Genomic DNA, 24547 nt, shown 5'->3' with positions numbered 1-24547 from the left:
GTTTAAACGGCTGCCTGATGTAGCGGGTTCGGATGTCGAATCATAAACTTACGGAATTCGTCTGGTAAGCACAGTAATTAAACTTGCCTTTCAGGTCCCGTGCCGCTGATTCAGGTGATGGAGATAGGCGGCAACAACAGCGAGCTACATAGCCTCCAGCGTATGTGAAAGACCGTTTCGAATGTGATCTTCCAACAGCCTCTTTGCCGTGTCGGCGTCTCTGGCCAGCGCGGCATCGAACATGCCCTTGTGCTCCTTGACCGCTTCTTCGCCGCGATAAGTCAGCACAAGCATCTGATACCGCAAGTATTTGTCGTAGATGATGGAGTGCAGAGACAGAAGGTTCTTGGAGTTGCAGGCCGCGATCATCGCTTGATGAAACTCCCAATCATATCTTTTCCAGGTTTCTTTCTCGGACTCGTCGCCCTTGAGAAGCTGCTGTTCCATCAGGTGCAGTTTGTGGTGTGCAGCAACGAGGTTGCCTTCCCAGTCCGTGTCGCCATTCGCAATGGACAACTCCAACGCGTGGCATTCCAGCAGGACACGCAACTCTGATATCTCGGTCAGGTCTTCGCGAGAGACCGGCGTGACCAGGAAACCCCGTTGCTCGGGAGCTTCGACAAAACCGTCGCTGGCAAGCCTGTTCAGGGTTTCACGAAGTGTTGAAAGGCTTGCTGAGTAGCGCTCTTTCAATGCGTCCAGCTTCAGTTTGGAGCCGGGTTGCAACTCTCCGAAGATGATATCCCGCTTGATGCGCTGATAGGTGCTTGCACCTATCGTAGACGGCTGTTTCGCCATGCGTTTCACCCGATATTTTTAGATTCCTCCTTCAAATACCACTTTATAGAGTTATCAGCAATCCAATCTGATGTATGGTAGAAATAAAAATATCATACATTATTGTGGAATCGCAAAAACCCCAATACGGTCGAATTCAAGTTGGGCAAAGCAGCTCAGTCATAAACATTGGTTTCGGAGTTTCCGAACCCTCTGGAAGGAAGCAAAGTGTCAATGAACTTTCGTATTGCCATTGTCGGCATTGGCCTTGTTGGACGCCGCCACGCAGACGCGATCCGCGCGTTGCGTCATGTCGATCTTGTTGCGGTTGTTGATCCCAGTGACGAAGGGCGCACCTACGCTGCGGAGCATGGCGTTGCGTGTTACGAGACCCTCGAGAATATGTTTGCAAATCAGACGCCGGACGGAGCTGTGCTCGCGACGCCCACGACGCTTCATGTCGAACAAGGGCTCACATGTGTTCGGCATGGTTGTCCCGTACTCGTCGAAAAACCGATCGCCGTGGAAGCCTCCGCTGCACTGGAGCTTGTCCAAGAAGCGGAAAAGGCCAATGTGCCACTGATGGTCGGACATCATCGTCGGCACAATCCTCTGATCAAGTCAGCGAAGGAAGCCATTGTCGACGGGAAGATTGGAGATGTGCGCGCTGTCCATGCGAATTGCTGGTTTTACAAGCCCGATGAGTATTTTGACGCCGCACCCTGGCGTAAGAAACCCGGTGCGGGGCCTATCTCGGTCAATCTTGTCCATGATGTCGATCTTCTGCGGTACCTGGCCGGAGAGGTCGTGACCGTACAGGCGCAGTCGGCTACCTCGCAACGCGGCTATGACAACGAAGATGTCGCCGGAGCGCTATTGACGTTTGAAAGCGGAGCGATTGGGACCATTAGCGTATCCGACAGCATTGTTGCTCCGTGGAGCTGGGAGATGACGTCTCAGGAATATCCAATCTATCCGTCGACCACTGAGAGTAGCTACATGATCGGTGGCTCTCATGGGTCGTTGTCTGTCCCTGATCTAAGATTATGGACCTACCAGGGTGAGGAAAGGGATTGGTGGATTCCAATTTCGTCAACCGCGCTGAAGAAGGGTTCCTCTGACCCACTGGTCAATCAACTCGGGCACTTTGTTGACGTTGCTCGGCACGAAGCAGATCCGATTGTGTCCGGCTGGGAAGGCTTCAGAACACTTCAAGTCATTGAAGCTATTCAGAATTCCTGCAGAACAGGTGATACGGTCAAGATCAAAAACTTACAAAAAACACCAATGGCAGGTATGACGGCAGTCTAAAATATCAGATATTTTGCAAAACATCTTGCAAAATGTCCAAAATAGGTCAAAACTCTGAATCGCAAAAAAGAAGCATCATGATGTCTCAGGGAGGAGCAAAGTGATTACCAAACTTACCCGCCGGGCTGCTGTATCGGCCCTGGTCGCAACCGGTGTTCTGTTTAGCGCAACAAGTGGTGTGCTGGCGGAAGACAAAGTGCAACTTCGCCTCGCAACATCAGGATCGGAGACCGATCAGCGCTCGGTCGCTATGGCCGAGGTTTTCGCGCCCATGGTCGCTGATTTCGCAAGCTACGAGCCCAGCTATAATGGAACCATCTTCGCCCAAGGCACCGAGTTGGACGCCATCAGCCGGGGTAACCTGGAAATGTCGATCACCTCGGCGCAGGAACTGGCCCAGTTCTTCCCCGAGTTTTCGATCTTTACCGCAGGCTATGTCCACCAGGACGCCGCGCATCAGGTGGCTGTCTTCAACGATCCCTTGATGGATGCCTTCAAGCAAAAAGCTGAAGAAGAGCTGGGCGTCAAACTGCTGTCGGTCATGTATCTGGGCCGTCGTCAGGTTAACCTGCGCCAACCCAAGGATGAGCTGACAGTCACGACGCCAGCAGACTTGGAAGGCGTGAATCTGCGGATGCCGGGCACCGACGCATGGCAGTTCCTTGGCAAAGCGCTGGGTGCCGCGCCGACACCGATGGCCTTCTCCGAAGTCTATACCGCGCTGTCGACCGGTGCCGTTGACGGGCAGGATAATCCGTTGCCGACCGTCGTCGACGCCAAGTTCTATGAAGTGACCAATCAGATCGTCCTGACATCGCATCTGGTCGACTTGAACTATATCGCCATCGGCAAAGAGGTTTGGGACGGGCTTACTCCGGAACAGCAAGCCAAGGTTCAGGAAGCTGCGGACGCAGCAGCTGAATCAGGCCGCCAGAAACAGCTTCAGAAAGAAGAGGATCTTGTCAGCTTCCTGAAAGAGCAGGGCATGGAGATTTACGAACCCGATCTCGCTGCGTTCCGCGATCAGGTACAGTCTATGTACCTGGAAAGTGAATTCGCCGGATCATGGCCGGACGGTGTGCTTGAGCAGATCAACGCTCTGGGCAACTAAAGTCGTCTGAAGAAGGGAGGGAGAACCATAATGAAAGCCTTTATGAAGGGGTTCTCCCGACTGACCGAAGCGATTGCCGGCGGGATGCTGGCGGCAATCTTCCTGATCTTCCTATTGCAAATACTCTTGCGCTACTTCTTTACCCCCGCCGGATGGACGCTTGAACTCATCGGCATTCTGTGGGTCTGGGTGATCTTCTTCAGTTGCGCTTTCATAGTGCGAGAACGGGATCACGTGAAGTTCGACATTATCTACCTTTCCGTACCGATGCGCGTGCGGCAGGTCTTTGCGATGCTGGCGGCCGCAGCGATCGTGGTCGGTATGCTCTACAGCTTCCTTCCGACGTGGGACTACATCGACTGGATGAAAATCCGCAAGACATCGACTGTCCGCAATCCGTTCTCCGGCGAGAAGATACCGCTGCGCACAGTATTCTCGATTTACGCGGTATTCATGCTGGTCGTCGCAGCGCGGTACGCGTGGCTATTCTTCGACGTCATGCGCAATGGCCCACCAAAGACAGAGTTGGAACTGGTCGTTGGGTACAACGTCGTTGACGACCATCCGCGAGTCGACGTCGAAGAGGGCGAGGAAGTTAAGAAATGAGTTTTGAACTTCTTTCCTGCCTGCTCGCTCTCTTTCTTCTGGCAGGCATCGGGACACCTATCGGCTATTCCATCCTTTTGGCCTCATTGGTGTATCTGGGCACGGCCGGATTGGACGTCGCCCTCGCGGGCGAGAAAATCCTGCAAGGCTTCTACAAAAGCACGATCCTGCTTGCCGTGCCTTTGTTCATCGTCGCCGCGAATATCATGAATGCTGGGTCGATCACGGACCGTCTGCTGAACTTCTGCGTAGCCGCTGTCGGTCGTTTCAAGGGCGGCCTCGGGCACGTCAATGTGGTAGCGTCTCTGATCTTTTCCGGTATGTCCGGCTCGGCTGTCGCGGATGCCGCGGGGATCGGCAAGATAATCATTGAAATGATGACCAAAGATGGCCGCTACAGCCGAGGCTACGCAGCTGCAATCACGGCGGCGTCGGCAACGATCGGCCCTATTATTCCACCCTCGATCCCGATGGTTTTGTACGCGCTCGTTTCCAAGGCCTCTATTGGGTCGCTGTTCCTGGCCGGTATTCTGCCGGGTCTGATCATGGGCGTCGTTCTGATGGCGATGAACTACTATCTGGCCGGAAAGCGGAACTTTGCTTTGGAAGAACCTGTTCCGCTGCGCGAGTTGCCCGCAAAAACCGCCAACGCGTTTCCGGCGCTGCTGATGCCTGCAATCCTGCTGTACGGAATCTACGGCGGCGTCACCACTCCGACCGAGGCTGCAGCAGTGGCTGCTTTCTATGCGCTGCTTCTCGCCGCCCTGTTCTATCGTGCCTTGACTTTCCGTGGCCTGTATCAAGTGTTCGTCGACAGCGCGCGCTCTTCCGCCGCCGTCGGGGTGGTCATTGGCGGCGCGTTCATTCTGAACTTCATCGTCATTCAGGAACAGATTCCACAGTCGATCTCGGTACTGCTGGAGGGTTCAGATGTTAGTCCGATTGTTTTCCTGATCCTGGTTAACCTGCTGATCCTCGCGCTGGGTTGCGTGTTGGACGCGACAACGATCATTCTTGTGATCGTGCCCCTGTTCATTCCAACCTGCGAAGCGCTTGGAATTGATCTGGTGCATTTCGGAGTGCTGGTCGTCGTGAACTCGATGATCGGCCTGATCACGCCTCCCTATGGCATTCTACTCTTTGTAATCAACGCCGTGACGGACATTCCGCTGCGTGAAATCATCTCGGAAATCTGGGCCTTCCTGGCGGTTCTCATCTTCGCATTGGTGATCATGATGCTGATGCCGGATCTGGTCCTGTGGTTGCCGCGTATGTTTGGGTATCAGGGATAATGTGCCTCTCGGTTTCGACAACGTCGATCCCCGGTGATCTGGCTGAAAAGCTGAGTACTATCGCTGACGCGGGATTCGGGGGTGTCGAATTACACGAGCCGGATTTGACTGCTTTTGACGGGTCGCCATCTCAGATCCGGAACATTGCGTCAGATCTCGGCCTTAAGATTTGCCTGCTGCAACCCTTCCATAACCTTGAAGGCCAGTCCGGAGGTGGACGGGAGCGCGCCTTTGATCGGCTGAAACGCAAACTCGACTTGATGACCGAGTTGGGAACGGAATTACTGCTAATCGGGTCTGCCTTCGACGTCGATGCCGCTGCAACCGAAGAACAGGTAATCGCAGATCTTGGCGAGGCGGCCCAAATCGCTAAAGAAATAGGGATGCGTCTGGCCTATATGGGCTTGCCATGGTCGGATCTTATTCGCTCGGATGAGCAGGCGTTACGCGTCGTGGAAGCCATCGACAGCCCCCATTTCGGGCTGGCCCTGAATTCCTTCTTCTCGCTTGCCGATGGGTCCAAACCAGCCCGCCTTCGGGACATTCCCGGAGAGCGGCTGTTCCATGTGCAACTGTCCGATGCACCCCGGCTTGAGATGGATATCCGCAGGCTCAAGCGGCATTTCGGGCTTTTGCCCGGGCTCGGATCGCTGAACCTTGCGGGCTTCGTGCGGGTGTTGTCGCGCGCCGGTTACAAGGGGCCTTGGTCCATTGCGCGCGTCAACGAAGCAGCTCCTCAACCCGGTGGCCGCACACTGGCCCGAGACAGCTACAGGTCGCTGGTGAACCTCCTGGATGAGGTATCTCGGACCGAACCGGGAACCGATTTCGGTATCCCGGACCTGCCGGAACGCGTCTATGTATCAGGCTTTGAGTTCGTCGAATTTACAGCTGATGAATTAAGCGGCGCGCAGCTTGCAGAGATGCTGTCAGCAATGTGCTTTCGAATGGAGCGAAAACACGTCACCAAGTCCGTCGAGCTGTGGCGGCAGGGTGCCATAAACATCGTTGTGAATACCGAAAAGGAAGGTTTTGCCCATTCGGCGTTCCTGGGTCACGGTCCCTCCGTTTGTGACATGGGGTTGCGTGTCAGAGATGCGGATCAGACGGTTCAGCGGGCGACCGCGTTGGGCGCGCCGAATTTCTCACAGCCGGTGGGAACAGGGGAACTGGATATCCCGGCCATTCGGGGTGTTGGTGGCAACGTCGTTCATTTCATCGATGAGAAATCCGATCTGCATCGGGTTTGGGACATCGAGTTTGAGCCAGTCGCCAAGACCAAAGCGACCCAGCCCGCCGGTCTGCGCCGCATCGACCATCTGGCACAGACGATGCGTCACGATGAGATGCAGAGCTGGTTGCTCTACTACATTTCGACTTTTGAGATGGCAAAGTCTCCTATTGTGAACGTCGCCGATCCGTCCGGCGTCGTGCAAAGCCAGGCTATCGAAAGTCCAGAAGGCGAAGTGCGCCTGAACCTGAACGGGGCCGTTGGGCGCCGAACTCTGGCGGCGTCATTCCTTGAAGATGGCTTTGGCGCCGGTGTTCAGCACATTGCCTTCCAATCGGACGATATTTTTGAAACTTCAGCCCAGTTGCTCAAGTCCGGCTTTCCCAGCCTGTCCATCCCGGAGAACTACTACGCTGATCTGCAAGCGACATTCGGATTGGATGACGATTTGGTCGCCCAATTGCGCAGGGGGAACATTCTTTACGATCGGGCGGCGGGTGCTGAGTATTTTCAGATATACAGCCGCCCCATCTTTAACGGCTTCTTCTTCGAAATTGTTGAACGCCGTATGGGCTATGCCGGTTATGGCGCGCGCAATGCACCCATTCGCCTTGCTGCGCAAAGCAAAACCCAGCCGGTGAAAGAGGTGCAGACGCAATGACCGCGCAGATGAAAGACGATGAGCGCGCCGTTCGCCAATGGTGGCGTACCTCCATCATCGACATGAAACCCGGACAGATCTCTTTTCGTGGAAACGCCATAGAGGACCTGATCGGAAACGTATCTTTCCCGCAGATGATCTGGCTTATGGTGCGGGGCGATCTACCCAGCGACGCGCAAGCGCGCCTGTTCGAAGCCGCTTTGGTCGCAGGCGTGGATCACGGCCCACAGGCTCCCTCAATCGCGGCTGCGCGTATGGCCGCCACCTGCGGGGTAGGTCTCAATAATGCGATGGCGACTGCGGTGAACATGCTGGGCGACGTGCACGGCGGGGCGGGAGAGCAGTGTGCAGAGCTGTACTATGATATCGCAGTCCGCATGGATGCGGGAGCTTCGCTGAATGACGCTGTTCGGGATGGCTTGGACAGCTGGCGCGAGACCTACGGCAAGATCGTATCGGGCTTTGGTCACAGGTTTCACAAGCCTGTCGATCCACGCGCACCACGATTGATGCAACTTGTTCGTGATGCGGCGGCAGAAGGCACAGTATCTGGCCGGTTTGCCGATATCGGAGAAGAGGTTCGCGCCGAACTCGGTCGTCAACGCGGCGGTCGGCCAATTGCCATGAATATCGACGGCGCGACAGCTGTGATCTTCTGCGAACTTGGCTTTCCTGCGCCCTTGTCGCGGGGGCTGTTCTGCCTGTCCCGCTCGGTCGGAATACTTGCCCACGCCTGGGAACAGATGAACCAGGGCGGTCGGAACAAAGGACCGATGCCCCCGAATTACTTACCCCTCTACGAAGACAGGAATGATGACACGTGAGACATCGAAATCCTTCCGGGTCGGCCTTATCGGCTGTGGTCGTATCAGCGATATTTATCTAAAAACACTATCCAAATCCTCAAACGTTGAGGTCGTGGCTTGCGCAAGCCTTGACCCTTCTGAAAGCCGCGCCAAAGCGGATCAATACGGTGTCGCCAAGGCCTGTGCGCCAGATGAGGTGTTTGACGATCCGACGATTGACTGTGTTCTGAATCTGACAATCCCGGCGGCGCATGCGGAAATCAGTTTGCGCGCGTTGGAGGCGGGGAAACACGTCTATTCCGAAAAGCCACTGGTCATGAACCGAACGGATGGTAAGGCGATCCTGCACATGGCCTCTGAAAAGGGGTTACTGGTCGGTTGCGCACCCGACACATTTCTGGGCGGTCGCTGGCAGACCGTTCGGCGCTTGATCGACGAGGGTGCCATTGGCAAACCGACAGGGGCTTTTGCCCATGTCGGGACCCACGGGACGGAGCGCCACCATCCCAACCCGGATTTCTACTATAAGGCGGGTGGTGGGCCATTGCTGGACCTTGGGCCGTACTACCTGACCGCCATGATCTGCTGCCTTGGTCCCGTTGACCGGGTTGCCGGAATGGCTCGGCGCACGTTCGACAATAGGATGATCGAAAACGGCCCTCGCAACGGCGAATGGATAGATGTCGAGGTCGACACGCACTCCCTAAGCCTGCTGCAGTTCTCTTCCGGAGCTATAGGGTCGATGACCATGAGCTTCGACGTCTGGGACAGCGAAACTCCACGGTTCGAGATCTACGGTGAAAACGGCACTATCAGCATCCCAGACCCAGACCCGGTTCATGGTGCCAATATCTTTCAAGGGGATGTCTGGCTGAAAACGCGGGAGACCTCGCGCTGGTCTCATCAGCCTCGTCCAACCGGTCGCGAAGACTGGCAGGTGGTCGAAAACAAACATGGGTTCAATGAAGACAGCCGCGGGCTCGGCCTTTTGGATCTGGCCCTGGCGGCGCAAGAAGGACGCCAACCCCGTGCAAGTGGAGCGCTCGCCTACCATGTATTCGAGGTCATGGACGCGATTGAACGGGCGCCGAAATTTGGTGCCTATCAGACGATAGAAAGCCGTTGCGCGGTTCCGGAACCTTTGCCGGTCGATTTCCTGAACGATGAGAGGAAGGAGTTGGTCCATGCCGATTGAGACACTCGACTTTGCTCAGCCATTCTTTCGCGTCCAGCACATAACTGACGAGCGCAGAATTTCCATAGAGGGTCGCGCCATCGTCCTTAACCTTGGGGGGCGAAATCTCTCTGTCGAGGATCAGACCATTGCACCGCTTTCGTCTGTGATCGTGCAAGACAGCACGCTTAGCGGCGTGGAACGTGCAGTCATTGTCCACGATTTCGACGCCCATGCGGATGAGAACGAGTTGTTCGCATGGGTGAAAGATACATGGCCATCTGCTTTTGATGTTCGCCAAGAGGAGCGTTTGCGCGGTGTCAGCCACTACATGTCGCCAAAGGTTCTCGTGGGTAACGTTGGACTGACCATGTACCATTCCGGTTCGGTCCCATTGAATGTCGGATTGCACAAGGATCATCCGTTCTGCCCGGTACCGGGGTTTCGCGAAGTGCATACACAAATCGTAGGCTTTGGCAAAATGCAGCAATGCCGTGAGCGGGATGTTGAAACCCTTTACCTCGAAGAATTCATGGCCCCCGGCACGACGCACAAACCGATGTATGACGCTGAAGGCAACTATCCCTGGCATCAATACGAGACGATTACCCCCAGCATCTTCATGGCGGTGGAAATACTGCCAGAAGGCGTACGGGCCCCGGAAATAGAGGTTCAGAATGGCTGAGAGACTTTTACCCAAAGACCTGAACTTTGACGGACCTTTCCCCCGGTTGTCTCGCCGTTTGCGGCTGGGCGTTGTTGGCGGCGGACGGATCTCTGTCACGCAGGCAACGGCCGCGCGGATGACCGACCGGTGGGAGGTCACCGCAGGCGCGCTCAGTTCTGACGCCGCGCGAAGCAAGGCGCGCGGGGCCGAGTGGTTCCTGCCGGCAGACAGGTGCTATGCGTCGTTCGACGAGATGGCGCAGGCCGAGGCGGCGCGCCCGGATGGCGTAGATGCCGTCATGATCACGACCCCGAACCACGTTCATTTCGAAGCTGCCAAAGCGTTTCTTGAGGCGGGCATTGACGTGCTGTGCGACAAGCCCCTGACCAACGAAGTCGCCGAAGCCGAGGGGCTTGAGGAGATCACCGCGCGTACGGGGCAGGTATTTGCTGTCGGTTATGCAATGTCGTGTTTTCCAGTGATCCGGCAGGCCAAGCAAATTGTCACCGAAGGAGGCATCGGCAAAATCAACCAAATCCATGTTGAGTTCATGCAAGACTGGATGACGCCCGAAGATGTGGCTGATGCGCCTCATGTAAAGTGGCGGCTGGACCCCAAGATTTCAGGACCAACGAGTTGTGTCGGCGATATCGGTACCCATGCAGCTCATCTCGCCAGTTTTGTCTCGGGCCTGCCCTTGACCGACCTACGGGCCGAGTTTCATGTCTGCGGCGCGCCAAAGCCTTTGGAAGACACAGCATTCATGTTCACCCGCTATCAAAACGAGGTTCCGGGAACTCTGATGGCGACACGCCTGGCCCCTGGGAATCGGGGAGGGTTGCGGTTGCGCATATTCGGGAACGAAGGAGGTCTCGAGTGGGACCTGGAGAATTCGGAACAGCTGAAGTTCAATCGGTTCGGTGAGCCGGATCGTATCATCAGCCGAGGTCACGGGCATGGCATCGGCCCCGGCGCAGAACGTCTAATCCGGACCGCGCGCGGCTTCCCAGAAGGGATTATCGAAGCCTGGGCCATCCTCTATACGGAATTTGCTATGGCCGTAGCCGCGCGTCGGGATGGCGTTACCGTTCCGGATGATTGGCTTACTTATCCCAGTGTCGAACAAGGTGCAGATGGCGTCCGGTTTATTGAAGCCTCCGTGCGCTCTCACCAGTCCGGAGGTGACTGGGTCACTCTCTAAGGCTCTGCCAACACAAATGTAAAACACGCCCGGGCAGTTGCCTGGGCGCTTTCATTTCCTGCTCAGTATTAAAAGTTGATATTTCGAAAAATACCAGATATTTTTAACTACGTGTGATGAATTTAAGATTCGCAGACACGTGGAGCTGTCGTTCATGGTGAAACCCGAAGAGGCTGGCGCAAGCCCCTCTCTCTATTCCTTGGCGCATCTGACGCTGATTGGCTGTACGCCGCCCGAGTTGGTCTATATCGCCGCGCGGGCCGGTTACGATGCCGTCAGCCCCAGATTCATTCCGATGCATGTGCCCGGTGAATTCACTCAATCTCCAATCGACAAGGCGCAGGTGCAGGCCACCAAAACTGCTCTTTCTGCCACTGGCCTGAAGGTTCTGGATATCGAGATTGCGCGCATCACCGAAGATGTCGATCCGCGCAGTTTTGAACCTTCTCTTGAGATCGGTGGGGAACTGGGCGCCAAACGCATGATCATGAGCGCGTGGACCAACACCCGCGATGATCGTGACTTTCTGATCGACGTCTACTCTGAAACCTGCGAACTGGCGGCGCCCTACGGGCTAACAGTGGACTTGGAATTCCCAAGCTTCTCTCGCTTGCGCACTCTGGATGAGGCCCTGGATATTGTCCGCGCCTCCGATCAACCGAATGGCGGTATTCTGGTCGATACGCTTTATCTGCACCTCAGTCGCGTTGATCTCGGAGAGCTTCTGCACGTCCCCTCGGAGTTGTTTCACTTCCTGCATATCTCCGATTGCCTGCCCGGGATCGCCGATACGCGAGAGGGCATGATCCAACTGGCCCGCGATGCGCGGCTCTATCCCGGCGAAGGCTGGATTGACTTCACCGGCATCATCGAACGGATGCCGCCCGTCGACTATTCCATCGAACTGCCCAACCAAAGCCGCGTTGCCGAGTTGGGATATGAAGAACACGCGCGTCGCTGTCTCAGCCACGCCAAGCGGACATTCGGCGCGGCGCGATCTCAGCGTCGTATGACCGATGCAGCAATTCCAAAACACCAAGAGGATTATCATGGGCAAAGAGCTCACTGAGAAAGACCGCAACATGGCGGCCGATATGCTGGCGCGCGCCCGCGCTGCCATGGCCGAGATCGAGGATTGGGGTCAGGACAGGCTGGACCGCCTGTCTCAGGCCATTGCGTGGTATGCGGGGAACGAGAAGACCTTCACGCGTTTGGCCCAGCAGGGCGTGGACGAAAGCGGTATCGGAGATCGCGCAGGGCGTCCTGCGAAGCGCTTCAAGATTCACATGGTGCTGCGAGATGTCTTGCGCACACCCTCGACGGGTATCGTCGAGGTGGATGAGGAAAAAGGTCTGGTGAAATATGCCAAACCTGCCGGTGTGATCGCCTCCCTGATCCCCATGACCAACCCGGCAATGACTCCACCAGTGACCGGCGTGTCCGCCGCGAACGCCCGGAATGCGGTCGTCTTCAGCCCGCATCCGCGAACCGCCCATACCACCTTTGAAATGGTCGAGGTCATGCGTGCAGCTTGTCGTGCTGCCGGTGCCCCCGAGGACTTGTTCCAATCCATTCGCAAACCGTCGATCCCATTGACGCAACATCTGATGGAGATCTGCGACCTGACGCTGGCGACGGGTGGCAAGCCCATGGTCAAAGCAGCCTACAGCTCGGGACGTCCGGCCTATGGCGTGGGCGCGGGCAATTCGTCCATCGTCATCGATGAGACCGCAGATCTGGACATTGCCGCTCAGAACACTCGTATTTCTAAGACCTCTGACTTTGGGTCTGGCTGCTCGGCAGATGGCAACATCATCATCCAGCGCTCGGTCTACGACGATATGATCAAGGCACTTGAGGCCGAAGGTGGATATCTCTGTTCGGATGAAGAGAAGGCCATGCTCGAAGCGGCTATGTGGGATGATAGGGGCAACCGCACGTTCCCGACCATAGCTTGTCCGCCTCAGCAAACGGCCAAGGTCGCCGGGTTCTCGATCCCCGAAGATCGCAAATTCCTGATGGTTGAAAATCAGGGGCAAATCGGCCCGCAGCATAAGTTCTCCAAGGAAAAACTGACCACGCTAATGGCGCTATATCACTTCGAAACTTTCGATGATGCGCTGGAAACGGTCAGCCAGATCTACAACACCGGGGGCAAGGGCCATTCCTGCGGCATCTACAGCCACAATGACGATCACATCGACCGGTTGGCGCGTCTGGCTCCGGTCAGTCGCATGATGGTTCGACAGCCTCAGTCCAAGGCCAACGCGGGTGCGTGGACCAATGGCATGCCTATGACCAGCAGCCTTGGTTGCGGCATCTGGGGCGGCAACATCACAAATGAAAACGTCACCATGAAACACATGATGAACTACACCTGGGTCAGCCGTCCGATCCCTGAGGATCGCCCCTCGGAGCCGGACCTGTTCGGTGAATTCTACGGACAGGAGGTCGCGTGATGGACGCAAGCAAACTCGACGGTAAAACCGTCGCCGAACACATCGTTGATTTCCTCGAACGCCGTGATGTCAAGCATGTGTTCGGGCTTTGTGGCCATACAAACATCGCAGTTCTGGCTGCACTGGCCGAAAGTCCGATTGATTTTGTCACGGTGCGGCACGAACAAATCGCCAGCCACGCGGCGGACGCATATGCCCGCGTGACGGGCAAGGCCTCGGTGGTGTTGTCACACCTCTCCCCAGGTTTGACAAACTGTGCCACCGGGGTCGCCAACGCGGCGCTGGACTGTATCCCCATGGTCGTGATCGCGGGCGATATTCCCACGCATTACTATGGCAAGCATCCGCATCAGGAAGTGAACCTGCACGCAGATGCGGCCCAATGGGAGATTTATCGCCCCTTCGTCAAACGTGCTTGGCGGGTGGATCGCGCCGACCTGATGGCCGAAATCTTGGAAAAGGCGTTCCATCTGGCTGAAAGCGGTCAGCCCGGGCCGGTGCTGGTCAATGTGCCGATGGACATCTTCTCCGAGGTGATCCCCTCGGACAGCTTCGACCGTATCCGCGATAACACGCGCGCGCTCAAGAAGCCGTCGATTGACGATGAAACCGCACGTGAAATCATTGAGGCTCTGGCACAGGCCGAAAACCCGGTTGCCTATGTCGGCGGCGGTATCCTGTTGGCGCAGGCCAGTGAGGAGTTGCGAGAATTTGTTGAACATATGGGCCTTCCAGTCGCGCATTCCCTGATGGGTAAAGGCGCGTTGCGAGACGACCATCCGCTTGTGCTGGGAATGACCGGGTTTTGGGGCACCGAATTGGTCAACCAGTCCTGCTTGAATGCGGACTACATCTTTGCCGTGGGCACTCGGTTCAAAGAGGCCGATTGCTCCAGCTGGTACCCCGGCTATACGTTCAACATCCCCGGTTCCAAGGTCATTCATATCGACATTGAACCGCAGGAGATCGGCCGGAACTACCCCACCGAGATCGGAGTCGTTGCTGACGCCAAGGCCGCTTTACTAGTCCTCAACCGGGTCGCCCGCGAGATGTATCCGGAGGGCCTCCAACGCCCCGTGCTGGAGCAGAAGATCGCTGACTTTCGGACGGACTTCAAAGCGCGCAATGTGGAAATGGCGACCTCATCAGCCTTTCCGATGATGCCCGAGCGCATTCTGGCAGATGCCCGCAAGGCACTGCCTGAGGATGCCATCATCACCACGGACGTTGGGTGGAACAAGAACGGTGTCGGACAGCAATTCGATATCCTGACCCCTGGCTCAATACTGACCCCGGGCGGGTTCGCGACGATGGGTTTTGGCCCTCCGGGCGCGATCGGCGCAAAATTGGCAGCACCTGATCGAGTCGTACTAAGTTTAGTTGGCGATGGTGGCTTCGGTCAAAACCCGTCGATGCTCGCAACGGCCGTCGAACTCAATCTGGGCATCATCTGGCTGGTCATGAACAACAACGCCTTCGGAACGATCGCAGGCCTTCAAAAAGCTCATTACGGTTTGACCTATGGAACCACGTTCCCCGGATCAGCCGCCGCACCCGCAAACGGACCGGGTTATGCAGATATTGCAAAAGCTTATGGTGCAGAAGGGCACAGGCTCAGTGCTGCTGATGAATTGTTGCCCGCATTGGAAGCGGCAATCGCCAGCGGCAAACCAACCGTTCTTGATGTCCCAATGATCAACAACCCAACACCAACGACCGGACATTGGAACATCTTGGACATATACTCGCCGGACAGGGATGTTTCGCACGTTGCCACCTAGATCAATTTGGAGTGTGCGATCCGCCTGTGCATACGGCTTTTGCCTGTAACTGTTTAACAGAAGGGCAATTGCCGCTATGCGATGGCTTAAGCTTGATGGAAAACCTTTGAGTCGCAAATGGCAAGACTCGTGCCTCGTGCTATTCTAGGGAAATTTAAAATCAAAGGCTTAGATGTCGATGAATGGCAAAACTATGTGTCGCCCGACATTCCTTGTGGGACGACACATAGTTTTGCCATTTGGCAGCCATAGTCGTTCCATTGGTGATAGACGCTTCGTTTTTTGTTGGTTCGCTATGTGCCAGTCGGTGATGGCTGATGCCGGAATCGGATTGGGCAGAGGTGGTTGGACCTGGTCGCATTTTTCATGACCTTGGGTATGCTCACTTGAGGTGCGTGCGCGTAACGACGATTTGCCGAGTTTTCTTTGGCTGAACTGGTTAGTTTGAATTTTGCCAAAACTAACGAATATCCTCGGTCACTGCTGGACAGCTGTTCACCACACTTGCCTCATGACCCAACCACCTGAAATCAGGCCACTGAAGTGTTAGTAATCCGTCCAAGCAAAGGATGGACTATGAAACGCAGATTTTCGGACGAACAGATCATTGGAATGATCAAGGAATACGAGGCTGGAGTTAAAGCACAGGAGTTGTGCCGCAAGTACGGGATCAGCGATGCAACGTTCTACAAATACAAGGCCAAGTTCGTCGGGATGAACGTGTCGGATGCCAAGAAGCTGCGTGCACTTGAGGATGAGAACAACCGCCTGAAGCGCATGCTGGCAGATGCGATGCTCGACAATGCGGCATTGAAGGATCTCGCGACAAAAAACTACTGACGCCCGATGTCAAAAGACGGGCCGTGTCAGACGTGATGGATCGACACGATTTGTCTGAGCGTCGGGCGTGTGAACTGGCCGACCTGCACAGGTCTGTTTTCCAGTATCAGAAACAGGACGAGGATGACGCGGCCTTGCGCAAGCGCTTGCGCGAACTGGCGAACGAACGTCGTCGGTTCGGCTACCGGCGTTTGGGCATCCTATTGGCCAGAGAGGGCTTTGAAGTGAACCACAAGGAGCTGTTCGTCTCTACCGTGAGGAAGGATTGGCTGTGCGCCGTCGTCGGTCGCGCAAACGAGCTTTGGGCACGCGAAGGCCTATTCTTGTGCCGGATCGGGCCAATCAGCGGTGGTCGTTTGACTTTGTGTCCGACGCCTTTGAGGATGGTCGGCGGTTCCGTGTGTTGTGCATCATTGATGACTGCGCCCGAGAGGCACTGGCAACTGTCGTGGATCGTTCGTTGTCAGGCGCGCGGATGACCCGTGAACTGGATGATCTGATCCGCAGGCGTGGCCAGCCGGACATGATTGTCAGCGATAATGGAACGGAAATGACATCTCATGCCGTTCTTCGATGGTGCCAAGACACTGGCGTTGGCTGGCACTACATCGCACCAGGCAAGCCCATGCAGAACGCATTCGTGGAGAGCTTCAATGGTCGACTGCGTGACGAATGCCTGAACGAACATATCTTCGGCAATCTCGCAGAAGCCCGAAAGATCATTGAAACCTGGAGGATCGACTACAACACTCAGAGACCACACACATCGCTTGGCGGACTGGCACCGGCCGTTTACGCCAATCTCAACCGTGCCGCCCGGTCTGCTTCGCTTGAGCTACGCAAAGGCTCCGCTCAGCAGGCCTTGACCGCAACCTAATCACGAGAAAAAACAGGAACGGATTCTACATCCAAACGGCCCGGATCAAGGGGCTGGGTCAAAGATCAAATGGCATGGGCAGCTGTGGTGACAAAGAAAGAAGATCGCCACGATCTCATTGACGAGGGTAATAACTTGCTGCGGTACATCGTTAAGGAATTTGCCAAGGCTTGAAATGCCATTGTCGAAGGTACGTGAGAACAGGTCGGGCACTCAACCAGAGATCGCTTCACAATAAACCACTACTGCGATGTTTGCGGTTTGTTATGGCGCTGCAACTCGTGCGGTGGTTGCGAAAATTGGTCAAACTGGGAACTCTGCTGGTTTCAGCGCCAAGTTTTGTCGCAACTAACTTCATTGAGTCGCCTGGCGCTCTTTCTCCGGCCAAAACTCATCTACCACAACATATGCGATGATTACGAAAAAAGCGGCGCTGGCAACTTGCAATACGCGAGTGATGCTCTTGACGTCAGCCTCGTCTGAAAATGGTGCAACCGAACCGCCATATACTATCAGAGCTGTCGTAATAGCGGAACCGGCGGCGGCGGCGAGCGGGACTTTTGACTTTCCAAGTGCTCCGAGTGTTAGGCAAAAGAAAAAACACAGCAAAACGGGGGTGAGAATAACCGGAGCTATTACGTTTATTTCATAACAAATGATGGATACTGCGGCCCCAAGTAGATTTGCCGTCAGCATAGCTTTTGCAACTGTTTTGCCTGCAGCAGGCATTGCCGCAAGTTGCTGGCTCAGCAGGGCGACAAAAAACAGGACCAACAAAGCAGAAGCGCCGGAAATAAAGAACGCCATAGCAAAGGGCACTGTGACCAGAGACATCCTGACTATTCGGCGATGTGAGTCGAAGTCCGGCGATGTTGCAGCTTTCTTTTGAGGTGCCGTTTGAGGTGCAGCGGGTATCAACACGAACATCAGCGTCGATACAAAGCCTGCAAACAGCAGATTCAGTGGTATCCAATACACGAGCACCAAGGCCAGATCCTGTGATTGCAAAACCAAGTTCGGGATCATCAACGCTCCCATGAGGGCGATGACACCGGGCAATACTCCGGCACCGGAAACGGACCATATGAAAGACAGGATTATTCCAATCGCCACTAGGATCAGGAACACAACAGGATATGGTGAGAAGGTTGAGGAAAGCAGGAATGAAGTGAACATCAATCCAATCGAGAAGACAAACAGCTTGCCAAACGCCGCCAAAGGCAATGCGGCAGGCGCTTGAAGAAAAAGGGCAGTGAAAACCGCTCCAATGATGGCGAGTGGCCACCCGAGAAACAGGCCCAATGCAAATACACCGGTAACACCCAGCGCAAGTCGGGTGACAGAGCGTTGGTTCTCAGTATGCATAGGAGAAGATTGAAACCACGCGGATGTAGGCGCGACCTACAAGGTTCAGCAACGAGTTGTCGCTTAGATACATGATTACATCGGCCTGCCCGTTCAGTTGAAATCGAAGATCGTCTTCGGCACTTCCAGCTTCATAGCCGGGTAAAACAATCCTGACCGGAAACCTTTCGGGCTCCCGCAAAAATCCCTTGGTGCTTGGCGGGCTCGCCAATTGCCCTGGCTCATCACTGCCACTCAAAGAAACAGCAGCACTAAAGCTCTCAATGACGCCCGGAACAATCTTACCTGGATGCATATCCAACACCACATCAACCGGAGACCCTATTGAAGCTCTTCCCAGATTGTTCTCGGTAAAATACGCCTCGATCCAGACGTCGGTTGCATCCAGAAACGTCAAAAGATCCTGGCCGGATCGCGCATACGTTCCGGGGGCAATCAGCAGATTAGAAATGACACCTGTCGCAGGAGCACGCAGTTCGGTCCATTCAAGGTTCAGTTCCGCATCCGCCAAGGCCGCCAGTGCGCGCTGGATTTTCGGGTTTTCAATCCCATCGTCACCAAGCCTTTGCTTTGCTTTTTCCAGATCAGCTTTTGCGTTCTCAAAGTTTGCCTCGGATTCTGCCAGTTGTCCTCGTGCATCATCGGCTTTTGAGACGGCAATCAACCCTTTCTTTTCGAGCGCAAATACACGTTCCGTCTGAATGCGCATCGTATCCAGATCGCTCTGCGCCCTTGCGAGTTTGGCTTGTGCCGCACTTACCTCTGCCGAAGACGCACCCACCTCTTGGGTTGCCGCTTCAAGATCAGCTTCCGCCTTTGAACGCTCGATTTCGTAGGGTCTGGAATCTATTCGAACCAGAACATCACCTGCCGAAACGATTTGGCCGTTTTCTACCAAGACTTCCGTTACCGTTCCGGTCACCTGAGGCACGATTTGGGTGGCTACAGCTTTTACTCTGGCGTTCCCAGTAAATGGTGTTTTTCGATCAGCGACCAGATACCAGACAAGGAAAATCAGAATGACAGCCAGGGTTGTCCATATCGTTTTCCTCATTTCGTCGCACCTTCGACAGTGCCCTCGGCTTCAGGTGAGGTATCAATCCAAACCTTGAACAGCTCATAGAAGACAGCAAAGAGTACCGGCCCCATAAAAACGCCGATCAACCCGTACGCCATCATACCTCCGAGAACACCGATGAGGATGACCAGCATGGGAGTCTCAAGGCCTTTTGAGATGAACACGGGTCTTAGGAAACTGTCCATTATCATGACGGGAACGGCCAATATGGTGAAGATCAAAGCAGTTCCACCGGACATAGAACTCCACGCGTAGATAATAACTGGTATCAGAACCAGTCCGGGCCCGATTTGGATAATTGAGAGTATGAGGCAGATAAATGCCAGCGTGGCGGCCGAAGAAATCCCAAACAATGCCAACAGTATCCAAACGAAAACTGCCTGAATGGCTGCTACGCCAATCACGCCTTTTGTAACGTTTCGGATCGTTGCGCCTGCCAGTGTCACGAATTCACCGCCGCGCGGCGCAAAGACACGGTTGGCAAAGCGCTGAAGACCCTGGACCAAATTTGGCCCGGGGCTGAACAATGCCCCCATAATCAACACGGACAGAGCTAAGCCAAGAAGCCCGATACCAATGCCCAACACCTTTCCGAAGAGCGATTTGGTGATTTCAAGGATTTGCGCGCCGTATTTTGCAAGCGCACCGTCCAGATTCCGTTCAAACATACTCCAGACATCGGCAATCTTGCTTCCGATCAGTGGTAGTTCCTTGATCCCCTCAGGGGCAGGGGGGATTTTCAACTCACCCTTGTCTGCTTGTTCCGCAAACTCGGACCCTAGTTCAGCAGCCCCGGACACCGCAGTTGCGACTGGCCCGAGGGTCAGAACAAGGCCCAACAAAACCAAGATCGTTGTGGCAAGTTTTTTCCGCCCTCCCAGCTTGGACTGGAGCCAATCAAATGCCGGGTAAAGCGCCACACAGAGGATCGTTGCCCAGATAACCACGCTCGCAAGCGGGGCCACCATAACCAGGGCGCTGTAGAGGAATAGTCCAAGAAATAGCAATCGTATCGCTAGATCGACAATCTTCGCGTCCTGAGTCTTTTCCATTCCATCCCTCCGTGAACTTTTTTTGAATGTTACACTCAAAAAACCTAATATGTATATTTTTTTAGAATTTAGTGGTCATCTATCAGCTTGAAGACACAAATTAATCCGGGCCACGGCTTGAGATGCCCAGTCAAATCAATGCCTGGGCATGAGTTCGGGTTGGCCAAATTGGGATAATCTACTTGTCCGCTTTTTTGTCGTCTTGGGACAAGATTGTATCCGCCACTGTGGTTGCTGCAGTCACGAAGACACCGAGTCCTACAATGATGTATACCATCGTAAAGATCTTCCCTGCCGCGGTTTCGGGTGAGAAGTCACCAAACCCTACGGTCGAAATGGTCACGACAGAAAAGTAGATTGAGTCGAGCCAACTCCAACCTTCGACAAAGTGGTAGAAGACCGAGGCCCATAAAATCATTCCGACTGTAAAGGCAAGAAGGCCTTTCACTCTACCATCCTTGAAAGCAACGCCAATCCCACGTGTGATTCTAGTTAGCGAATTCATTGTGTCCCCATCGTTTGAATAATTCACATATAACAGTAATTAGATGGATGTGAGAATTGAAGTATTTTAGCCGCCACTAGTTTGGTTGGGCGTCGGGTCGCAGTAATCAAAGCTAATGCAATGTGCCCGTTTACGAATCGTTAAACGCGTTTCAAGCCAGCTATTTTGAAACTGGGTCAGCAGCACATCCTAAATTTAGTCCTTTAACCGTTTCTTAGCCGCCCGACCAATTCCGCAAGAGCAGTCGGTTAAATGGTCAAGGTCATTTAGGGTTCAGCAAAATGAGAAGCCACATATTCCATTAACATGATGCTTTAATGGTCTAGTCTGCCCAAAAAAGGAATCAGAACCTTAGGAGAAAAGCGTGCGGTTCATCACAAAAGGTGTCATGGTTTGTTGCGCTGTCGCGTTCGTCGCGGTTGTTGTGGCATGGCTTTTCCTGTCCTCTGCGTTGTTTTCTTCTGTCAGGACCACTTTTGTTGAAAACCTGATCTCGAAGAAACTTGGTCAGGACGTGTTAATCGATGATGAAGTGCGTCTAGGCCTTGGTCGGCAACTGCATGTATCAGCAGCGGGATTGGTACTACCCGGCGCGATCAGAGCCGAAGCGAATCTGGCAGCAATCGATAAACTTGAGTTCAAAATTTCTGCCCGCGACCTTTGGAACAGCAAATTGTCGCTGAGTGAGCTTTCTCTCTCGGGTGTTCACCTCAACTTGATCACGGACAAAGACGGTGTCGGAAACTGGCAGTCCGCTTCCCAAACGGGCGCTAGAGCCGGGGATCCGGCCAAACCTGCAAACCTGTCTGTGGCTGGAATTCTAACGGACCACAAAATTGACCTGACCGACGTCACCGTTCTTTACCAGAACGATCTAAACGGGCTTGGTCTGGATCTGCAGCTTCCTGAGCTGAATTTAAAGCGTGATACGGAAACCGACGTTGTGACCGCGGTTGGGGCTGGTGCACTAAACGGAGAGAAGTTTACTCTGAACGCGAGCATTCCTGCGGACGACTCGTTTCAGGTCGCGGTGAACTTCGATCAGATTGCGATTGCCGCCGAGGAAGTCCCTCAAGAGAACGGGCTACAAGTGAATACGACCATAGAGGTTGCCGAACTTGGTCAGCTTCTTGATATCCTGAAACTCAATCGCGTTCTGGAGGGTTCAGGGAGTATTGGTGCAGCATTCAAATCAGTCGACGGCGTAGCCCGGATTGATGACCTGGCTGTATTGACTGAATTGGATGGTGGGCAAAGCCTTTCGCTGACGGGACAAATCGGAGAGTTGGGAAACCCAGAAGACGTATCCCTGACAACCCGAATTAGGTTGTACCCAGAAGATGCGGAACCAGCCCCAGCCGCCTCGCGGTATGATCTTAAACTTATCGCAGTCGACATGGTTATCGACAGCGTGCCTGGGCAGGTGCCGCAGCGACAAATGGTCATTAAGACCAACGGTTTCACGTTGGACACGTCCGGCGAAGGCCCGCCCCCGATTAAGTTCTCCGAGCTTTCCAGAACACCAGAAGGCGCTTTAAAAGTCGGAAACATCAACCTTAGAATTGGCAACCCAGCCGATCCGTTTATCATTTTGAACGGTTCGGTCGATGACGCGCTTCAGTTGCAAGGCATTTCAGCAGAAGGCCTAGTGGATATACCGGCAAGCAGTTTGATCTCGCCAGAATTGTTGGGACCAGACGACCAGCTTGGCAGGTTTTCCGGTGACTTCCATTTGAACGGCGACATCAATCAGCTTTCGCTGACGAACTTGGATGGAAAGACAAGCGATACAGACGTCTGGAACCTTGAGGTGCATGGCACTGTCGAGAATGTACTCAAATTCGAGGACCTGGATTTGGCAATTGATGTCGCAGTTCCATCCGGAGCGGATCTTTTGCAGGCACTATCGCTTGAACGTGTGGAAACCGGGCAGGCTCGCCTTGAAATCAATCTTGTTAGCGAAGGCACTGATTGGAACGCGAGTGCCAATGTTGAGGTCGCCGACTCTATCTTGCAGATTATGGCCGATCTTGATGATGCAACAAGCGACCCGGTGCTGCAGGGTTCCATTGAGAGTGACCTGATAATGATAGATCAGATCCGAACTATCGTTCAGGCTGCCGCACAGTTGCGGAAATTAGGCGGCCCAAATCCGGAAGAGAAAGAACCTAAGAAAGAAGACGAGGGCAACCAAGGCGCGTTAAGAGATGTAACGCTTAAACCTATCGGGCGCTCAATTCTCTTGTCCGGCATGGATATGGATGTCGACGTTGACCTTCGGCACATCGAAGGTGCCAAGGGCATCAGCAGTCTGCAGAGCGAAGTGACGCTCAACAAAAACGCGCTTAAGGCAGGACCACTGAAGTTTGAATACGGAGGCGCTCATTTCGACGTCAGTGGGCAAATAGATCTATCGAACGACGCACATCTGCTCACGTTGACCGGCAAGGCAGGTGGCTGGCAACTGGATGAAATTCTTCACAGCCTGAACTTCAAAAAGGGCGCAAGCGGTACGATCTATGCAGATTTTTCGGTGACCGGCGGAACCGATTCAGTCAAGCATTTTGCCAATAGCATGAGCGGCAATGCCACAGTTTCTATGCGTGACGGCTCGATCGAGACCCAGCTTTTAGATCTGGCAGGATTGGGGGTGCTACCTTGGGTGTTTACCAAAGAGAAACAGAAGGTTGCTCCAATTGTATGTTTGCGCGCGCCGATTAGTATTTCAAATGGAAGTATTTCGACGAAACAAACCACATTGGAGACAGATCATGTCCAAGTCGTCGTCTTTGGCGGTGTTAATGTGGCGGGCAAGGTTTTGGACCTAAATCTGCAGCCCCGCAAGATTGGCGAACCTCTTTCGAAGAGCCCTTGGCCCGTGACCTTGAAGGGTCCACTAGCAAAGCCGAAGATCAAGGTCAAAGACGGTCCGAAGCGGCTGAAACGATCGGATGGTGCGGACAAAATGCCGGCAAGAAGACAGCTTTGCGTTCCGGACATTTTACAACTGCAGTAGTGGCGGAGGCAGTCGATAAAAGACCATTCTTAAAGTTCAAAAAGAATGGCATCGCTTTCTGAAAGCGATTTTTGCTTTGGGTTTTCTCTCGATATATTCCGCACGTTAGGCGAATAGAGACTCTCGTGGAGTTCAGCGGACATGATGGAAGACCTTTGAGACGCAAATGGAAAAACGTGTGCTCTGATGAAATGGTAGCTAAAGCGAAATCAATAGCTTAGTGAAGCGTGAGTGGCAGAACTATGTGTCGCCCGACACTTTGAATCCATTGGAAAAATTGGCGGTTTTTACCAGCTACCCGCCAACATACCCACCTACCGATTTGAATGGCTGCACGAAGATTGTGTTTCCAACCATCGCGATTTCTCTCCGCAGCCTTCGATGAATCCGATCAAATAGCGCCCGTGATATGCCCTTGAGTTTCCACGCGATCTTATGGACACAAATCAAGGTTTGGATAAGTACCTGGGTTGATTAAGACTGGCCATTAGGGTCAGAATTCATAGCCAAAAAGATGACGGTAGCCGCCTGTGCGATGGCTGAGAGGAAGACCTTTGGGCACCTGTCGTATCGGGTTGCCACACGTCGCCAATCTTTCAACCTTCCGAACATGATCTCGTATCACTGCCCGACAGTGCATTGCACGGCAATGTCACGAGAGGGGGGGTGCGACTATGTAGCGACGCTTGTCGTACTTCACCGCTTTTTTTGGCTGCTTCCGGCTTGGGATGCACATG

Annotated in this window: 18 protein-coding genes and 2 pseudogenes; 14 read left to right on the top strand and 6 right to left on the bottom strand. The window is 54.2% G+C overall.

The genetic code is table 11. From position 1 onward, the window contains the following. Window positions 1-144 precede the first annotated feature (144 nt). Window positions 145-798 (bottom strand): GntR family transcriptional regulator, encoded by a 654-nt coding sequence (locus ACR0FB_RS20075; RefSeq protein WP_171634661.1) that lies wholly within the window; start codon window positions 796-798, stop codon window positions 145-147. Between the two features lie 213 nt (window positions 799-1011). Between ACR0FB_RS20075 and ACR0FB_RS20070 the strand changes: the two genes are divergently transcribed. From ACR0FB_RS20070 to ACR0FB_RS20010, 13 genes and pseudogenes are all read left to right on the top strand, one after another. Further along, window positions 1012-2088, top strand: coding sequence for a Gfo/Idh/MocA family protein (locus ACR0FB_RS20070; RefSeq protein ID WP_216598221.1), 1077 nt, complete (start codon window positions 1012-1014; stop codon window positions 2086-2088). Window positions 2089-2188: 100 nt separating this feature from the next. Further along, window positions 2189-3199 carry a TRAP transporter substrate-binding protein DctP gene (gene dctP / locus ACR0FB_RS20065; protein ID WP_171634656.1) on the top strand — a complete coding sequence of 337 codons (1011 nt, stop codon included), beginning with the start codon at window positions 2189-2191 and terminating at the stop codon, window positions 3197-3199. Window positions 3200-3229: 30 nt separating this feature from the next. Continuing rightward, window positions 3230-3805, top strand: coding sequence for a TRAP transporter small permease (locus ACR0FB_RS20060; RefSeq protein WP_171634653.1), 576 nt, complete (start codon window positions 3230-3232; stop codon window positions 3803-3805). Next, window positions 3802-5097 carry a TRAP transporter large permease gene (locus ACR0FB_RS20055; protein ID WP_171634650.1) on the top strand — a complete coding sequence of 432 codons (1296 nt, stop codon included), beginning with the start codon at window positions 3802-3804 and terminating at the stop codon, window positions 5095-5097. The genes ACR0FB_RS20060 and ACR0FB_RS20055 overlap by 4 nt, the downstream gene beginning before the upstream one ends. Beyond that, window positions 5097-6989, top strand: a complete 1893-nt coding sequence (locus ACR0FB_RS20050; RefSeq protein ID WP_480621722.1) for a bifunctional sugar phosphate isomerase/epimerase/4-hydroxyphenylpyruvate dioxygenase family protein — start codon at window positions 5097-5099, stop codon at window positions 6987-6989. Before ACR0FB_RS20055 ends, ACR0FB_RS20050 begins: the two co-directional genes overlap by 1 nt. A gap of 8 nt (window positions 6990-6997) precedes the next feature. After that, window positions 6998-7813 (top strand): citryl-CoA lyase, encoded by an 816-nt coding sequence (locus tag ACR0FB_RS20045; protein ID WP_480621729.1) that lies wholly within the window; start codon window positions 6998-7000, stop codon window positions 7811-7813. Continuing rightward, window positions 7803-8990 carry a Gfo/Idh/MocA family protein gene (locus ACR0FB_RS20040; RefSeq protein WP_480621723.1) on the top strand — a complete coding sequence of 396 codons (1188 nt, stop codon included), beginning with the start codon at window positions 7803-7805 and terminating at the stop codon, window positions 8988-8990. The genes ACR0FB_RS20045 and ACR0FB_RS20040 overlap by 11 nt, the downstream gene beginning before the upstream one ends. Further along, entirely contained in the window at window positions 8980-9654 is a 675-nt protein-coding gene (locus ACR0FB_RS20035; protein WP_171724177.1) for a hypothetical protein, read from the top strand. Before ACR0FB_RS20040 ends, ACR0FB_RS20035 begins: the two co-directional genes overlap by 11 nt. Further along, window positions 9647-10837 carry a Gfo/Idh/MocA family protein gene (locus ACR0FB_RS20030; RefSeq protein WP_480621724.1) on the top strand — a complete coding sequence of 397 codons (1191 nt, stop codon included), beginning with the start codon at window positions 9647-9649 and terminating at the stop codon, window positions 10835-10837. Before ACR0FB_RS20035 ends, ACR0FB_RS20030 begins: the two co-directional genes overlap by 8 nt. 154 nt (window positions 10838-10991) lie before the next feature. After that, window positions 10992-11906: a sugar phosphate isomerase/epimerase family protein gene (locus tag ACR0FB_RS20025; protein WP_480621725.1), complete on the top strand. Its 915-nt coding sequence runs from the start codon at window positions 10992-10994 to the stop codon at window positions 11904-11906. After that, complete coding sequence (locus tag ACR0FB_RS20020; RefSeq protein WP_171634635.1) at window positions 11887-13296, top strand: aldehyde dehydrogenase family protein; 1410 nt, start codon at window positions 11887-11889, stop codon at window positions 13294-13296. Before ACR0FB_RS20025 ends, ACR0FB_RS20020 begins: the two co-directional genes overlap by 20 nt. Beyond that, the gene (locus tag ACR0FB_RS20015; RefSeq protein WP_480621726.1) at window positions 13296-15077 is read left to right on the top strand and encodes a thiamine pyrophosphate-binding protein; all 1782 of its coding nucleotides are present in this window, start codon (window positions 13296-13298) and stop codon (window positions 15075-15077) included. The genes ACR0FB_RS20020 and ACR0FB_RS20015 overlap by 1 nt, the downstream gene beginning before the upstream one ends. A gap of 576 nt (window positions 15078-15653) precedes the next feature. Next, window positions 15654-16794 (top strand): annotated as a pseudogene (locus tag ACR0FB_RS20010) (IS3 family transposase). A gap of 354 nt (window positions 16795-17148) precedes the next feature. On the opposite strand, the gene ACR0FB_RS20005 reads toward ACR0FB_RS20010, so the two are convergent. The 4 genes from ACR0FB_RS20005 to ACR0FB_RS19990 all read right to left on the bottom strand — a co-directional run bounded on the left by ACR0FB_RS20005 (window position 17149) and on the right by ACR0FB_RS19990 (window position 20737). Continuing rightward, window positions 17149-18159, bottom strand: a complete 1011-nt coding sequence (locus ACR0FB_RS20005) for a DUF2955 domain-containing protein (protein ID WP_480621727.1) — start codon at window positions 18157-18159, stop codon at window positions 17149-17151. Further along, complete coding sequence (locus ACR0FB_RS20000; protein ID WP_210092780.1) at window positions 18149-19213, bottom strand: HlyD family secretion protein; 1065 nt, start codon at window positions 19211-19213, stop codon at window positions 18149-18151. The genes ACR0FB_RS20005 and ACR0FB_RS20000 overlap by 11 nt, the downstream gene beginning before the upstream one ends. Further along, on the bottom strand, window positions 19210-20289 hold the full coding sequence (locus tag ACR0FB_RS19995) for an AI-2E family transporter (RefSeq protein WP_171634622.1): 1080 nt from the start codon (window positions 20287-20289) through the stop codon (window positions 19210-19212). Before ACR0FB_RS19995 ends, ACR0FB_RS20000 begins: the two co-directional genes overlap by 4 nt. Before the next feature lie 178 nt (window positions 20290-20467). Continuing rightward, window positions 20468-20737 carry a potassium channel family protein gene (locus ACR0FB_RS19990; RefSeq protein WP_348539722.1) on the bottom strand — a complete coding sequence of 90 codons (270 nt, stop codon included), beginning with the start codon at window positions 20735-20737 and terminating at the stop codon, window positions 20468-20470. A gap of 421 nt (window positions 20738-21158) precedes the next feature. Here ACR0FB_RS19990 and ACR0FB_RS19985 point away from each other — a divergent pair, with 421 nt between their 5' ends. Continuing rightward, a complete protein-coding gene (locus ACR0FB_RS19985) occupies window positions 21159-23810 on the top strand; it encodes an AsmA family protein (RefSeq protein ID WP_480621728.1) in 2652 nt (883 codons plus the stop codon). A gap of 474 nt (window positions 23811-24284) precedes the next feature. Here the strand turns inward: ACR0FB_RS19985 and ACR0FB_RS19980 are convergent. Then, window positions 24285-24547 (bottom strand): annotated as a pseudogene (locus ACR0FB_RS19980) (hypothetical protein); the annotation flags it as partial.

This window comes from Ruegeria sp. P10 (genome assembly GCF_056534925.1).
This window is presented reverse-complemented; position numbering and strand designations above follow the sequence as displayed.